The 14,925-nt window shown below is 67.7% G+C and carries 14 protein-coding genes and 1 tRNA gene; 9 read left to right on the top strand and 6 right to left on the bottom strand.

What is annotated here, in order from left to right; all coding sequences use genetic code 11:
• Positions 1–26: 26 nt before the first annotated feature.
• The 3 genes from pheA to OHA03_RS14170 all read left to right on the top strand — a co-directional run bounded on the left by pheA (position 27) and on the right by OHA03_RS14170 (position 3,675).
• Positions 27–962, top strand: coding sequence for a prephenate dehydratase (gene pheA / locus OHA03_RS14180; protein ID WP_267004213.1), 936 nt, complete (start codon positions 27–29; stop codon positions 960–962).
• 641 nt (positions 963–1,603) lie between these two features.
• Entirely contained in the window at positions 1,604–2,881 is a 1,278-nt protein-coding gene (gene serS, locus OHA03_RS14175) for a serine--tRNA ligase (RefSeq protein WP_267004211.1), read from the top strand.
• Positions 2,878–3,675, top strand: coding sequence for an HAD family hydrolase (locus OHA03_RS14170; protein ID WP_267004210.1), 798 nt, complete (start codon positions 2,878–2,880; stop codon positions 3,673–3,675). Before serS ends, OHA03_RS14170 begins: the two co-directional genes overlap by 4 nt.
• An 83-nt stretch (positions 3,676–3,758) precedes the next feature.
• Here OHA03_RS14170 and OHA03_RS14165 read toward each other — a convergent pair.
• The 6 genes from OHA03_RS14165 to OHA03_RS14140 form a co-directional block, all read right to left on the bottom strand.
• Positions 3,759–3,846 (bottom strand) — tRNA-Ser (locus OHA03_RS14165).
• A 271-nt stretch (positions 3,847–4,117) separates the two neighbouring features.
• Positions 4,118–4,822, bottom strand: coding sequence for a hypothetical protein (locus tag OHA03_RS14160; protein WP_267008047.1), 705 nt, complete (start codon positions 4,820–4,822; stop codon positions 4,118–4,120).
• 304 nt (positions 4,823–5,126) lie between these two features.
• Positions 5,127–5,846 (bottom strand): ABC transporter permease, encoded by a 720-nt coding sequence (locus OHA03_RS14155; protein WP_267004208.1) that lies wholly within the window; start codon positions 5,844–5,846, stop codon positions 5,127–5,129.
• A 30-nt stretch (positions 5,847–5,876) separates the two neighbouring features.
• A complete protein-coding gene (locus OHA03_RS14150; protein WP_267004206.1) occupies positions 5,877–6,788 on the bottom strand; it encodes an ABC transporter ATP-binding protein in 912 nt (303 codons plus the stop codon).
• Positions 6,785–7,693: an ABC transporter permease gene (locus tag OHA03_RS14145; protein WP_267004204.1), complete on the bottom strand. Its 909-nt coding sequence runs from the start codon at positions 7,691–7,693 to the stop codon at positions 6,785–6,787. Before OHA03_RS14145 ends, OHA03_RS14150 begins: the two co-directional genes overlap by 4 nt.
• The gene (locus OHA03_RS14140; protein WP_030929939.1) at positions 7,683–8,657 is read right to left on the bottom strand and encodes an ABC transporter ATP-binding protein; all 975 of its coding nucleotides are present in this window, start codon (positions 8,655–8,657) and stop codon (positions 7,683–7,685) included. Before OHA03_RS14140 ends, OHA03_RS14145 begins: the two co-directional genes overlap by 11 nt.
• 323 nt (positions 8,658–8,980) lie before the next feature.
• Between OHA03_RS14140 and OHA03_RS14135 the strand changes: the two genes are divergently transcribed.
• From OHA03_RS14135 to OHA03_RS14110, 6 genes are all read left to right on the top strand, one after another.
• On the top strand, positions 8,981–9,832 hold the full coding sequence (locus tag OHA03_RS14135) for a M24 family metallopeptidase (protein ID WP_267004202.1): 852 nt from the start codon (positions 8,981–8,983) through the stop codon (positions 9,830–9,832).
• Positions 9,829–11,610 (top strand): SDR family oxidoreductase, encoded by a 1,782-nt coding sequence (locus tag OHA03_RS14130; protein WP_267004200.1) that lies wholly within the window; start codon positions 9,829–9,831, stop codon positions 11,608–11,610. The genes OHA03_RS14135 and OHA03_RS14130 overlap by 4 nt, the downstream gene beginning before the upstream one ends.
• A 20-nt stretch (positions 11,611–11,630) precedes the next feature.
• Positions 11,631–12,581: a MerR family transcriptional regulator gene (locus OHA03_RS14125; protein WP_267004198.1), complete on the top strand. Its 951-nt coding sequence runs from the start codon at positions 11,631–11,633 to the stop codon at positions 12,579–12,581.
• Positions 12,582–12,728: 147 nt separating this feature from the next.
• Positions 12,729–13,271: an RNA 2'-phosphotransferase gene (locus OHA03_RS14120; RefSeq protein ID WP_267004196.1), complete on the top strand. Its 543-nt coding sequence runs from the start codon at positions 12,729–12,731 to the stop codon at positions 13,269–13,271.
• Between the two features lie 91 nt (positions 13,272–13,362).
• Positions 13,363–13,818 carry a hypothetical protein gene (locus tag OHA03_RS14115; protein WP_267004194.1) on the top strand — a complete coding sequence of 152 codons (456 nt, stop codon included), beginning with the start codon at positions 13,363–13,365 and terminating at the stop codon, positions 13,816–13,818.
• Between the two features lie 8 nt (positions 13,819–13,826).
• On the top strand, positions 13,827–14,768 hold the full coding sequence (locus tag OHA03_RS14110; protein WP_267004192.1) for an LLM class flavin-dependent oxidoreductase: 942 nt from the start codon (positions 13,827–13,829) through the stop codon (positions 14,766–14,768).
• The last annotated feature ends 157 nt before the right edge of the window (positions 14,769–14,925 follow it).

Below are 14,925 nucleotides of genomic sequence, written 5' to 3'. Positions count from 1 at the left end.
CCACCGCGGCGCACTAGGGTGACGGTATGTCCGCCACGCGCTACGCCTATCTCGGTCCCGAAGGCACCTTCACCGAGGTCGCCCTCCGTACGCTCCCGGAAGCAGCCACTCGGGAACTTGTCCCGATGGTCTCCGTACCGGCGGCTCTGGACGCGGTACGGAGCGGGGCTGCCGCGGCAGCCCTCGTACCGATCGAGAATTCCGTCGAGGGCGGCATCACCGCGACCCTCGACGAGCTGACGACCGGCGAACCGCTGATGATCTACCGCGAGGTGCTGCTCTCCATCACCTTTGCGCTGCTCGTGCGGCCCGGCACCAAGCTGTCCGACGTCAAGACGGTCACTGCCCACCCGGCAGCGCAGCCGCAGGTACGCAACTGGATGGCGGCCCATCTGCCGGAGGCCTTGTGGGAGTCGGCCGCGTCCAACGCGGACGGTGCGCGGTTGGTGCAGGAGGGGCGGTACGACGCCGCCTTCGCCGGTGAGTTCGCTGCGGCGACGTACGGTCTCGAACCGCTGGTGACGGAGATCCACGACGCGGAGAACGCGCAGACTCGCTTCGTCCTGGTGGGCCGCCCGGCCCGGCCGGCGGCGCCGACCGGTGCGGACAAGACGTCGGTGGTCATCTGGCTGGGCGACGACCACCCCGGTGCGCTGCTCGAACTCCTCCAGGAGTTCATGGTGCGCGGGGTGAACCTGATGCTGATCCAGTCACGGCCGACGGGTGCGGGCATCGGGAACTACTGCTTCGCGGTGGACGCCGAGGGGCACATCGCGGACCGCAGGGTCGGCGAGGCGTTGATGGGTCTGAAGCGGATCTGCCCGAAGGTGCGGTTCCTCGGTTCGTATCCGCGGGCCGGCGTGGCGCCGGAGGACGTGCGGCCGCTGCGTGCGGGGACGTCGGACACCGACTTCACGGACGCCTCGGACTGGCTGGCCCGGAATCAGGACGGTCGGGCCTGACGGTCGGGACCAGAGTCGCGCTTGACGGTCGGGGCCGAGAGTCGGGATCGAGGGTGTCGGCCCTCGTGCCGCGGTGGCGTGCGCCCATCACCGGTGCTATATGCCGATTTTCACAACCCGCAGAGTTATCCACAGGGTTGGTTCTCGACCTGGGGACAAGTCGACACCTCAATACGACATGGTCGACAAATCGCTCCAGTCACCCCACACCCCTCCACAGACCCGCAGGTCGGCCCGTGTCACCTCAATTCCATTGATCAACTCTCTAGGACGAGGAATTCCCACCCGAATGAGTGTGTGAAGCGAGTTTGAACGGGGAATCCATGAGCCTTCATGTGGCTTTCGGAATGATCTCTTCCTGTGTCCACAGATCTTCTTCACAGCCTGTGGATAACTTCGGAGGGTCACCACCCCCTGTGGACAAGCGACCTCCAACTCCCGCTCCACGCAAGGTCGGTGCGTCAAGAATGGGAGCCCCTTAATACCCCATTTAGGGGAATAGAGGCTCATTATTTGACAGTCAAGATCAACTGCGGCCATCGAGCGTTCCCCAGCATTACTAATTCCGGCAATTCGGGCAAAGTGACACGCTCGGCAATATCGGTTCGAGCTATGGAAGCGCACACCGGTAGCCTGGAGGCGTGATTGACCTTCGCCTGCTCCGTGAGGACCCCGACCGTGTTCGCGCCTCCCAGCGCGCCCGTGGAGAGGACGTCGCACTCGTCGACGCTCTTCTCTCCGCCGACGAGCGGCGCAGGTCGTCCGGTGTCCGCTTCGACGAACTCCGCTCCGAGCAGAAAGCGCTCGGCAAGCTCATCCCCAAGGCTTCGCCCGAGGAGCGCACCGAGCTGCTCAAGAAGGCCGAGCAGCTGAAGGCCGACGTCAAGGCCGCCGACGCGGAACAGGACGAGGCGGACGCGGAGGCCAAGAGCCTGCTGCTGCAGCTCGGCAACATCGTCCACGAGGACGTGCCGGTCGGCGGCGAGGAGGACTTCGTCGTTCTCGAGACGCACGGCACCATCCGCGATTTCGGCGCCGAGGGCTTCGAGCCCAAGGACCACCTGGAGCTCGGTGAGGCGCTCGGCGCCATCGACGTGGAGCGCGGCGCCAAGGTCTCCGGCTCGCGCTTCTACTACCTGACAGGTGTCGGCGCGCTGCTGGAGCTCGCCCTCGTCAACGCTGCGATCGCGCAGGCCACCGAGGCCGGATTCATCCCGATGCTGACGCCGGCGCTGGTCCGCCCGCGCGCCATGGAGGGCACCGGCTTCCTCGGCCAGGCCGCGGAGAACGTGTACCACCTGGAGAAGGACGACTACTACCTGGTCGGCACCTCCGAGGTCCCGCTCGCCGCGTACCACATGGACGAAATCATCGACGCGGACAAGCTTCCGCTGCGGTACGCCGGCTTTTCGCCGTGCTTCCGCCGCGAGGCCGGTACGTACGGCAAGGACACCCGAGGCATCTTCCGGGTCCACCAGTTCGACAAGGTCGAGATGTTCTCGTACGTCGACCCGGCGGACGCCGAGGCCGAGCACCGGCGTCTCCTCGACTGGGAGAAGCAGTGGCTCACCGGACTTGAGCTGCCGTTCCAGGTGATCGATGTGGCCACCGGCGACCTGGGGTCCTCGGCCTCCCGGAAGTTCGACTGCGAGGCCTGGATCCCGACCCAGGGCAAGTACCGCGAGCTGACTTCCGCGTCGAACTGCGACGGTTTCCAGGCGCGTCGTCTCTCCGTCCGGATGCGCGAGGGCAAGAAGGTTCAGCCGCTCGCCACCCTGAACGGCACGCTCTGCGCCGTACCGCGCACCATTGTGGCGATCCTGGAGAACCACCAGCTGGCCGACGGTTCGGTGCGGGTGCCCGAGGTGCTCCGTCCGTACCTGGGCGGGCGTGAGGTTCTGGAGCCGGTCGCCAAGTGACCTTCCCCTACAAGCTCGTCGCGACCGACCTCGACGGCACGCTGCTGCGTAACGACGACACGGTCTCCGAGCGCACCCGCGAGGCACTGGCCGCCGTGACGGCGGCCGGTGCCGCGCACATCATCGTCACCGGTCGGGCCGTTCCGTGGACCCGCCACATCCTGGACGACCTGGGCTACAACGGCATCGCGGTCTGCGGTCAGGGCGCGCAGGTGTACCACGCGGGCGAACACAAGCTGCTGACCTCGCTGACGCTGGACCGGCAGCTCGCCGGACTCGCGCTGTCCAAGATCGAGGCGGAGGTCGGCCCGCTGGCGCTGGCGGCGAGCCGCGACGGACTCGACGGCGAGGTGCTGGTCGGCCCCGGCTACCAGGTGCAGGAAGGGCCGCTTCCGGCCGTCTTCGTGGAGGACCCGACCGAGATGTGGTCCGCGCCGCTGAACAAGGTCTACATCCAGCATCCGGCACTCGACGACGACGCACTGGCGAAGGCCGCGCGCGGAGCCGTCGGCAGCCTGGTGGACGTGGTCATGGCAGGACCCGGTGTGGTGGAGATCCTGCCGCTGGGGTTGAGCAAGGCGACCGGGCTCTCGCTGGCCGCGCGCCGACTGGGCGTGAAGGCGGCGGACACGCTCGCCTTCGGTGACATGCCGAACGACATCCCGATGTTCGCCTGGGCGCAGCACAGTGTGGCGATGGCCAACGCGCACGACGACCTGAAGGCCGTGGCACACGAGATCACCGCGTCGAACGAGGACGACGGCATCGCAGTGGTGCTGGAACGGCTGCTCTAGACATCTGCGCCGGTCGCACAGTTGCACCGACGCGCGGGATACGCAGATGAGTTGGCTGTGCCGGCTGGGCTGACGTGACTGTGCGGAGGATGCGCGGATCGAACGCGCGCGGGGGTCCAGGCCCCGACGACGGCTTAGCAAGCCGCTGCCTTACCACTCGGCCAATCCTCCGGGAGGGCGGCCGCGCGATGCGCGCAGAAGGGCCGCCCCGGGCTTCCCGCTGCGAGCGGCTCGGCGGAGTGAGGTGATGGTTACTCCGGCGCCTGCTCCGGGCCGCCCCGATGGGAACTCGACGGACTCGGACTCTCGGTCATCGCCGCGCTCCTCTCCCGGTCTGTGAAATTCCTGTCGGCCTGTGCCGCACCAACAACTGTGCCCGGGGCGGACTTTCGGTGCCACCCATTTTCCGGGTGGCAGCGAAAGTCCGCGATCAGCCGTCGGATCAACGCTGCCTGTTGCGGCGGCTCAGATCCTTCAGGTTGCGGGCAAGATCATCCATCCGGCCATCGATGCGGCCGATGTCCTCGGACATGTGGCCGAGCCGTACGCTCATGGCGCCGATGACCTGATGCGTGACGTCCAGCCGACGGTCGAGGCTGTCCAGCCGGTGCGACATCCGGTTGAGGACCGGCCCGAGCTCCTGGAGAGCGCTGCCGACTCCGGCGAGGCAACTCTCGACCCGGGTGACGCGATGTTCGAGCGAGGCGTACCCCGCACGCAGGTCATGCTCGGCGTCGAGCAGGTAGGTACGGACGCATCGGGCAATGTCGCTGTCGCGAAGAAGCATCGCGACATTGAGCACGGCCCTGCGGGTGTACAGCCGGAGCTGAGTGGCCGCCTGTGGATAACTTTCCGGCTTCTCCCTATCCTTCCTCTCCCATAGCGACAGGATGTCGCTATGGAAAGAGCGCAGCTCAGCGCCGCGCAGCACCCGCATGCCGTTCTCCGCGAGCTCACCCTGATGCCGGTCGGTGAGCCTCCTGACGGCGGTTGTGGATACTTCGAAATAACGAGCCACGTCCTCTGTGCGGACATGAATTCCGTCCGGGAGCATGACAAGGCTCTTGACCCTGTCGAGGACGTCGACGTGCCCCCTCTGCTCGACACGCAGCACGCGCGATTCGAGCAGGGCGACTTCCGTGGGCATGGACATGTCTTCCGATGGTGAAACCGACGATGGACGGCCCTGCCCCCGGGCTTCAGAGGCGGAGGACGCTCACGGTTGCCACTCACCCAATGACCGACCCGGCAGGTGTTCCCTCACCGGCATCGGCAATCCCCGATTTCACGAACGCTACGACGCCACGGATTCCAGTTGCCTCCACGCTCCCTGAACAACGAGCCGATAAACGGACAGTTACGCGTACGACTGTCCGCTCATGCGGCAACCCCCGCCCACCGGACGGGGGTTGCCGCATATGAGGCGTGAAGAGATTCCGATGGACTCCCGCTCACTCCTCGCCGGCGAGCTTCAGTGTGCGCAGCTTCTGGCCCGCGTACCAGGTGGCGAGCACCGTTACCGCCGCCAGCAGAACCGTCGCGAGCGGCAGTCCGACCTCGGAGGTGATCGCGCCTTCCCCGCCGACCTTCTCGGCAAGCGCGAGCGACCACTGCTGGACGCTGAGCGTGCGCGCCCCGGGCACGAAGCTGCCGAAGAGGGCCTCCCACACCAGCGCGTAGACCAGACCGAGGACCACTGCGTGCCTGCTGACCGTGCCGAGCAGCAGGAACAGCGCGCTGTACGCGATCGAGGCGACCAGCGCCGCGATCGTGTACGCCACCGCGATCTGCTGGCCGTTGCCATTGAGGATCAGGCCCGCGACGAATGTCGGCAGCGCGGAGAAGACCATGGTCACGGCGATCGCCACGATCAGTTTGGTGAAGATGATCGTCGGTCGTTTCACCGGCTTGGCCAGCAGATAGACGATCGATCCGTCGTCGATCTCCGGGCCGATGGCCCCCGTACCGGCGATCACACCGATCAGCGGCACCATCGTGGCAATGGCGAAACCGCCCAGCACATTGGCGGCGACCTGGTCATCGGCCCCGGCGAACATCCGTACCGCCACGGCGATGACGATCAGCAGCGCGGGCAGGACGAAGAGGATCGCGGCCCGGCGCCGGCCGAGCAGGGCCCGGTAGGTGAGCCGGGCGACTGTGGGGTTGTACATGACGCTTCACAGCTCCTTTCAGGCCGCTACTCAGGCCGCTACGAGATAGGAAAAGACCGATTCGAGGGACTCGTCGGACGGCGAGACGGTCAGCAGGCGGATGCCGTGTTCACGCGCGACCTTCGGCAGCAGCGTGGTGAATCGTCCGAAGTCGACCGCCTGGATACGCAGGGCCCGTTCGCCCAGGTCGACTTCGATCCCGGCCGTCGACGGGTCGGCGATGAGCGCGGCAGCGAGTGCGCGGTCGTCGCTGGACCGTACGAGATAGCGGTGCGGGCGGTCCGTCATCAGTCGGCGGATCTTCCGGAAGTCACCGGACGCCGCATGCCGCCCGGCCACGATCACCTCGATGTGCGAGGCGAGTTGCTCGACCTCTTCGAGAATGTGGGAGGAGAACAGGACCGTACGGCCCTCGGCGCCCATCCGCCGCAGCAGCTCCATCAGCTGCATCCGCTGCCGTGGGTCCATCCCGTTGAACGGCTCGTCGAGGAGCAGCACCGACGGCTCGTGGACCAGCGCGGACGCCATCTTCACGCGCTGGCGCATGCCCTTGCTGTACGTGGAGATCTTGCGGTCCTGCGCGTACTCCATCTCGACCGTGGCCAGCGCCTTGCGCGCCGCCGCATCACCGAGTCCGTGCAGTTCCGCATTGGCGACGACGAATTCGCGGCCGGTGAGGAAGTCGTACATCCCCTCTCGCTCCGGCACGATGCCGATCTGCCGGTACACCGCCTCGTTGCGCCAGATCAGCGCGCCGTCGAGCGTGACCTTGCCGGTCGACGGCGCAAGGAACCCGGCCATCATGTTGATCAGCGTGGACTTCCCCGCGCCGTTGGGGCCGAGCAGCCCGGTCACGCCGGGGCCCACGGTCATGGTGACGTCGTTGACGGCGACCACATTGCCGAACCAGCGCGAGGTGTGGTCGATCTCGATGGTGGTCACAGCCCGACCCTCCGGTAGCGGCGCATCAGTACGGCGTACGAGCCGGCGACAAGCGCGAGAACAACGATCAGATACACCACACCTGTCCCGGCGCCCGGCCCTTCCCCTCCGGGGAAGGCGGAGGCGGCACCGAGGAACGCGGTCTGGACGCCGCCGATCAGCGTGATGGGCGAGAAGAGCCCCAGCCACTGCACCGCGCCCGTCGAGCCCGTCTCCCAGGCAATGGCCTGGACCGTGGAGACCGCTCCGTACGAGATGGTCAGCACGGCGATCACCGCCGCGACCCCGAAGCCGCGGCGTGGTGTCAGTGCGGCGACGACCAGACCGAGCCCGGCGAAGAGCACGGACAGCAGCGTCACCGACGCCACCCCCTGCCCGAACCATTTGGTCTGGTCGGCGAAGTCGAACTTCGCCAGCAGGGCGCCCACGTACATCACCAGAAGCGGCGTCACAGTGAGGATGAACAGGGCGGATGCCATGGCGGCGTACTTGGCGACGACGTAGTCGGCCCGCTCGATGGGCCGGGAGAAGTAGAGGGGGACACTCTTGAAGCGGAGATCCCGGGAGACGGACTGCGGTGCCTGCGAAGCGATGAAGAGGCCGATGACGGCCTGCAGATAGATCGCGAAGTCCGTGTACTTCATCATGAGCTTCGTCGCGTCGGGCGCGACCATCGCGACGGCCACGGTGATCAGCGCGACCATGCACATCACACCGAAGAGCAGCATCGGCAGCACCTTGGACTTGGCGGAGCGGCCCAGTCCGAAGGAGCCCCGCAGGGACTGCGAGTAGAGCGAGCGGCGGGCATAGCTGCGGCCCAGGCGCGGGCCGTCGTAGGCGCGGTACCCGATGTTATGGATCCGGGTGTTGTCGCTCCCGGTCACGGCCCCGGTCTCAGTGCTCATCGTGACCGCTCCCCTTCTGCTGTGCGGCGCCGGCCAGGGCTGTCTCCGCGGCCTCTGTGGTGCCTTCGGTACGGAAGACCTCGGCGATGTGGTGGCGTCGCTGTTCCATCCGTACGAGTCCGAGCCCGAGCCCGGCGACGCTGTCGCGGACGACGTCGTACGTCTCCTCGCCGGTGGCCTCGATCAGCAGGATGTGACCGGCGCCGGGCAGGCTGTCGGCCTCGATGCCGTCGCGGCCCACGAGCCTGACCCCGGCCGCCGTCAGCGCCCGGCGCAGTGCGTCCGTGCCGTCCGGGTGGGTGTCGCTGTCGGTGACCTCGACCGCGAGGGTCGTGGTGGTCTGGGTGAAATCGCTGGTGGAGCTGGAGCGCAGCAGCGCGCCGCCGTCGATGACGACGACATGGTCGCAGGTGCGCTCCAGCTCGCCCAGGAGGTGCGAGGTCACCAGGACCGAGATGCCGAAGTCGGTGTGGATGCGGCGGATCAGGCCGAGCATCTCGTCCCGCCCGACCGGGTCCAGCCCGTTGGTCGGTTCGTCGAGGAGGACCAGCTGCGGGTCGTGGACCAGCGCCTGAGCCAGCTTCACACGCTGCTTCATACCGGTCGAGTAGCCGCCGATGGGGCGGTAGCGCTCCTCGTACAGCCCCACATGGCGCAGGGTGTCGGCGGTGCGCTCGCGCGCCGCCGTCGGCGGCAGCCCGGACATCCGCGCCATGTGGACGACGAACTCGGTGGCCGAGACGTCCGGCGGCAGGCAGTCGTGCTCGGGCATGTAGCCGACCCGTTCCCGGATGGCGGCGCCGCTGGTGGCAACGTCCAGCCCGAGCACCGCGGCCCGGCCTTCGGTGGCGGGGGACAGACCCAGCAGGATCTTGATCAGTGTGGACTTGCCGGCTCCATTGGCACCCACCAGGCCGGTTACACCGGGCCCGATGTCCAGGGAGAGCCGGTCAAGAGCGGTCACCCGGGGGAACCGCTTGCTCAGGCTTTCGGTTGCGATCACAGTCACGTACTCGAAGGTAGTGGCGCGGGCCACACCGGTCGTCAGACCAGGCGGTTGGATCCGCATCAGACTCCAGTCGTACGGACCCGTAGGGGGACCCCACGAAGGAGGACGGCGAAGCGCGACGAAAGCAAGGGGTGGGGCCGGAGGCAGGCCGGTGCGAGGTGCTCATGGAGTTGTCCACAGGTCTGCGCACGCCCCTTGACGTAGCCGCCGAGCATTGTCACATTCATCAATGTCACGTTACGAGCACGTACCGCACACGGCATGGGACGGACGGTGGCATGGCATCACCGGTGAAGGACGCAACGGCCCCGGAACTCCAGGGGTTCAGAGAGGTGCAGCGCCTCGCGTACGCATGCGCGGAGGCGGTCGCCGCCCGGCTCGAACCGGGCGTGACGGAGCGCGAGGCGGCCCGGATGCAGCGGGAGTGGCTGCGCGAGCGCGGGGTGCGGGACTGGTTCCATCTCCCGTTCGCCTGGTTCGGGGACCGTACGGCGTTCGCCGGTTTCAAGGTGCCACTGCAGTTCTTCCCGACCAACCGGAAGCTGGAGCCGGGGATGCCGTTCATCCTCGACATGGCTCCGGTGTACAAGGGGTTCACGGCGGACATCGGATACTCCGGCTGTCTCGGGCTCAACCCGCTGCACGACAAGCTCCTCGCCGATCTGGAGGCCCACCGCGCGCTGATTCTGCGCGAGGTGCGCGAGCGGCGTTCGCTGCGCGAGATCTATGAGGACGTCGAGCGCCTCATGATCAGGCAGGGGTATGCCAACAGACATCGCGCGTACCCCTTCGGAGTCATCGCTCACAAGATCGACCGCGTCGCCGAACGCCGTTGGTCCCCGCGTGTCTTCGGGTTCGGTACGCAGTCGCTCAAGGGGCTGGTCAGCGATGCACTGCACGGGCACCGGGACGGCTGGTCACCGCTGTGGAGTCCGTACAGCTTCTCCGACCATCCCCCGCAGCCGGGGCTGTGGGCGGTCGAGCCCCATCTCGGATTCCGGGGCACAGGCGCCAAGTTCGAAGAAATACTGGTCGTCACCGACTCCAAGGACCCCGAACAGAGCGCCTTCTGGCTGGACGACGATCTGCCGCATGTGCGGCGCTGGGCCGAGGAGAGGGTGGCGGCGTGAGTCTTCAGGATGTGCCGGGGATCCGCGAGCGCCGGGTAAGTACCGGCGGGATCGAGTTGTGTGTTGCCGAGCTGGGCGACGAGACGCGTCCCACGGTCGTGCTCGTGCACGGCTACCCGGACAGCAAGGAAGTCTGGACGGAGGTCGCGGAGCAGCTGGCCGAGCAGTGGCATGTCGTGCTGTACGACGTGCGCGGACACGGCCGGTCGACGGCTCCGACGCCGCTGCGCGGCGGGTTCACGCTGGAGAAGCTGACCGACGACTTCCTGGCCGTGGCCGACGCGGTGAGCCCGGACCGCGCGGTGCATCTGGTCGGGCACGACTGGGGTTCGGTCCAGTCGTGGGAGTTCGCGACGGTCAAGCGCACCGAGGGCCGGATCGCTTCCTTCACTTCGATGTCGGGTCCCTCCCTGGACCACTTCGGGCACTGGATCAAGCAGCGGATGTCCCGGCCCACCCCGCGCCGGGTCGGCCAGCTGCTCGGCCAGGGCGCCAAGTCCTGGTATGTGTACATGCTGCACACTCCGGTGCTGCCGGAGCTTGCCTGGCGCGGTCCGCTCGGCAAGCGGTGGCCCCGGATACTGCAGCGGCTGGAGAGCGTGCCCGCGGGCGACTACCCGACACCGTCCCTGCCGAACGACGCGGCGCACGGCGCCTGGCTCTACCGCGACAACGTCCGTGCCCGGCTGCGCAGGCCGCGTGAAGACGCTTTCGCACATGTGCCGATCCAGCTGATCACACCGACCGGTGACATCTTCCTTTCGGAACATCTCTACGACCAACTGGAGCTGTGGGCACCGCAATTGGTGCGACGCACCCTGCCGGCCAAGCACTGGGTACCACGCACCCGGCCGGACCAGCTGGCTTCCTGGATCAGCGAGTTCGTGGCCGGCATCGAGTCGGCTCAGGAGGACGGGCGGCCGCTCCCCGACCCCGCACCGACCGGGGCGCACGCGGACCGGTTCGGCGGGCAGCTGGTGCTGGTGACGGGCGCGGCCGGCGGTATCGGACGGGCCACCGCGTTCGCCTTCGCCGAGGCCGGCGCCCGGGTGGTGGCCGTGGACCGGGACGCGGAAGGGGCGGCCAGAACGGCCGAGATGGCCCGTCTGATCGGCTCCCCCGCGGCCTGGGGGGAGGCGGTCGACGTCAGCGACGAGCAGGCGATGGAGAAGCTCGCCGAGAAGGTCGCCGCCGAGTACGGCATCGTCGACGTCCTGGTCAACAACGCCGGGATCGGACTGTCGGGCTCCTTCCTGGAGACCACGAGCGAGGAATGGAAGAACGTCCTCGACGTCAATCTGTGGGGAGTCATCCACGGCTGCCGGATCTTCGGCAAGCAGATGGCCGAGCGTGGCCAGGGCGGCCATATCGTCAACACCGCGTCCGCCGCCGCGTATCAGCCGTCCCGGGTGCTGCCCGCGTACAGCACCTCCAAGGCGGCCGTGCTGATGCTCAGCGAGTGCCTGCGGGCCGAACTGGCCGAGCGCTCGATCGGGGTCAGTGCGATCTGCCCCGGCATCGTGAACACCAACATCACTGCGACGACGCGCTTCGCCGGGGCCGACGCCGCCGAGGAGAAACGGCTGCAGAAGCGGACCAGCCGACTGTACGGGCTGCGCAACTACCCTCCGGAGAAGGTCGCCGACGCGATCATCGAGGCCGTGGTGCACAACCGGGCCGTGGTGCCGGTGACACCGGAGGCCCGCGCCGCCCGGTTCCTGTCCAGGTTCGGCCCCGGCGCGCTGCGCGGGATCGCCCGGCTGAAGCCGCCGCTGTGACCGGGCAGGGAACATCGGCGGTGACGAGCCGATCTGCCGCCGAGTACCGGATCGAGGACCTGGCGCATGCGAGCGGCGCCACGGTCCGCACGATCCGGGCCTACCAGGACCGGGGACTGCTGCCGACACCGGAGCGGCGCGGCCGGGCCAATGTGTACGGGGACACGCATCTCGCCCGGCTCCGGCAGATCGCCGACCTGCTGGACCGCGGTTACACACTGGCCAGCATCAAGGAACTGCTGGAGGCGTGGGACGCGGGCCGCGGTCTCGGCGGGGTGCTCGGGCTCGTCGCCGAGGTGCACGGGCCCTGGACGGACGAACAGGCCGACCGGATCACCCGGGACGAGCTGCACAGGAAGTTCGGAGGTGTGCAGGACGACCAGGCGGTCGCCGAGGCGGTCGAGCTCGGTGTGCTCGAGCCGATCCTGGGACGGCCCGACGAATTTCTGGTGCCGAGTCCACAAGAGCTTTCGGTAGCAGTCGAGTTGCATGGAGCCGGTGTACCGCTGACCGCAATCTCCGGGCATCTGAGGGAACTTCGCGGCCAGGTCGAACACATCGCCTGCCGGTTCCTGGAGTTCACCACGGAGCATGTGTTCGCCCGCTACCTCGGTCATCGTCCACCGACGGACGCGGATGCGGCCGAAGCCGCCGAGCTCGTGCGGCGACTCCGCCCGCTCGCCCAGCAGACAGTCGATGCGGAACTGGCGCGCGCCATGCGGACGTTCGCCACCCGTCACCTCCAGCATCACCTCGGCGCGGACACACCGCTCGGTCCGGCCCCGCCTGCGGGCGAGTCCCGTCCCGTACTCCTGGCATCGGACACAATCCGAGCTGTCGAACAGCTCGTTGGGCCACAGAACGTCGCGGCCTTCGTCGTAGCCGCCACCGAACGCGAAGTCCAGGCACGGACATTGGATGCACTTGCCACATCACGCGCCAAAATCAGTGAAGTTGATCAAATGGATTGATTTCACAGTCACTTGTCCACAGAATCGCCAAATACCCTGTGGATAACTCAAGTTGGCTGTGGATCAAACCTGTGGACGAAAATCGCTGGTGTGAATCCTGAGCAAATCCGGATGCGCCGACGAGATCGTCACGGGCACTCTTGCGGGATGGACGAAAGACGCACCGTCAAGGTGTCCAAGTACCTTTCGAAACACCTGCGGCATCACCCCGAGCGGATCGGCATCGCTCTTGATGCGAACGGCTGGGTGCCGATCGACGAGCTGCTCCGCGCCACGACCCGGCACAACTTCCCCATCACCCGGGCCGAGCTCGATCACGTCGTCGCGGTCAACGACAAACAGCGCTACGCCATCGAAGGCGACCGCATCCGTGCGAGCCAGGGCCACACCGTCCCGGTGGACCTCGATCTGCCGCCGGTCGAGCCGCCCGCGTACCTCTACCACGGCACGGTGGGCCACGCCCTGGACGCGATCCGTACCGAGGGGCTACGCCCCATGAACCGACGCCACGTCCACCTCTCGCCCGACCGTGAGACGGCGACCCATGTCGGTGCCCGGCGCGGCCGACCTGTCGTCCTCTCCGTGGACGCGGCCGCGATGCACCGAGCGGGTCATGTCTTCTACGTCAGCGCGAACGGGGTCTGGCTCACGGAGGCGGTACCGCCCGAGTTCCTGCGCTTCCCCGGCTGAACCCGAACGGAACCGACCGGGGTCCGATCGCACCGTCGCCCACCACACCGACCCAGTGCACCGACCGGTGGCACGCGGCATGATCGTGAGCATGGACCGTCCGCACTTCGCCGGCACCGAAGCCGTAGTCGTAGCGATCCGCGAGGTCGCCCGCGCATTCGATCTGGAGGTGCGGACCACCGATGACATCGGCGCCGACCAGCTCTCCCGGCGTACTTCCGCCGGCGCCTTCGCGGTCATCGATCCGGACGGCTCGCTGCCGCACGAGGCCTTCGTCGAGCTGAGCGGCTCCCCGGCCGTCACCATTCAGGTCTTCCCTGAGGACGACGCGAAGATCACTGTCGACGGCATCGAGTTCCCCGACGTCCCGCGCGACTCCGTGCCCGCTTTCCTGCGGTCGGTCCATACCGGGATGGCCCATGTGAAGGGCAAGGTCTTCCCGCCCGTCTGGTGGCTGGTTGTGCCGCTGCCCGGTGACGAGACCTACAAGGAGCTCGTGCCGCGCGGAACTCTGTCGCCCTGGCTCAGCCGCAGCGTCCGTCGTTAGGGGCTGTCATGGGCTTTTTTTGTCCGCAGCACGTCCACCGTATGGTCGTAGGTATGCGTCTGAGCACTGTAATTCTGCCGATCCACCGTTGGAGCGACGGCCGGAAGATCTGGCAGCGCGCCGAGGAGCTGGGGTTCCACGCCGCGTACACGTATGACCATCTGGCCTGGCGGACCTTCCGCGACGGACCGTGGTTCGGTGCGATTCCGACCCTGACCGCCGCGGCCGCCGTCACCGAGCGGCTGCGTCTGGGCACGCTTGTCACGTCCCCCAACTTCCGGCACCCGGTGACCTTGGCCAAGGACCTCATCACGCTGGACGATGTCTCCGACGGACGTATCACCCTCGGCATCGGCGCAGGCGGCAACGGTTTCGACGCCACGACGCTGCGCAGGAGCGACGAAGAGCCCTGGACCCCGCGCGAACGGGCAGATCACTTCGCCGAGTTCGTGCCACTGCTCGACCGGTTGCTGCGGGAGCCGTCGGTCACGCACGAGGGCGAGCTCTACGTGGCGAACGAGGCGCGGAACATCCCCGGCTGTGTACAGCGGCCGCGGCTGCCCTTCGCGGTGGCCGCCACCGGGCCGCGCGGGCTGAAGCTCGCCGCACAGTACGGCCAGGCATGGGTCACCACCGGAGACCCCAAGCTGTTCGAGACGGGCACCCCGGAGCAGTCCGTGGAGGCCATCCGCGGGCAGATCACCAAGCTCGGCGCGGCCTGCGAGGCTGTCGGCCGGGATGTGGCCGAGCTGGACAAGATCCTGCTCACCGGCTTCACCCCGGACCGCCCGCTGGAGTCCTTCGACGCGTTCGTGGACTTCGCGGGCACCCACTTCGAGCTGGGCTTCACGGAGATCGTCATCCACACGCCGATCGCGGACTCCGACTTCGCGGCGGACGAAAAGGTCTTCGAGCGGATCGCCACGGAGGGCCTGTCCCAGCTCGGCTGACCCGCACCTGCCGCCCGCCGACCTCTGTACCCGCCGCGCCCACTGGCTGCACACCCGTCACCGACAGCGCGGCAGCGGCTCGTCGGATCCTCTGGCATATGCCGTAGGCATGTTCCCCAGCTCAGGGGCGCGCATCCTCAAATGCGCGCCCCTCCGC

Origin of the sequence: Streptomyces sp. NBC_00154 (assembly GCF_026342835.1) — a bacterium.
Lineage (GTDB): Bacteria > Actinomycetota > Actinomycetes > Streptomycetales > Streptomycetaceae > Streptomyces.
This window is presented reverse-complemented; position numbering and strand designations above follow the sequence as displayed.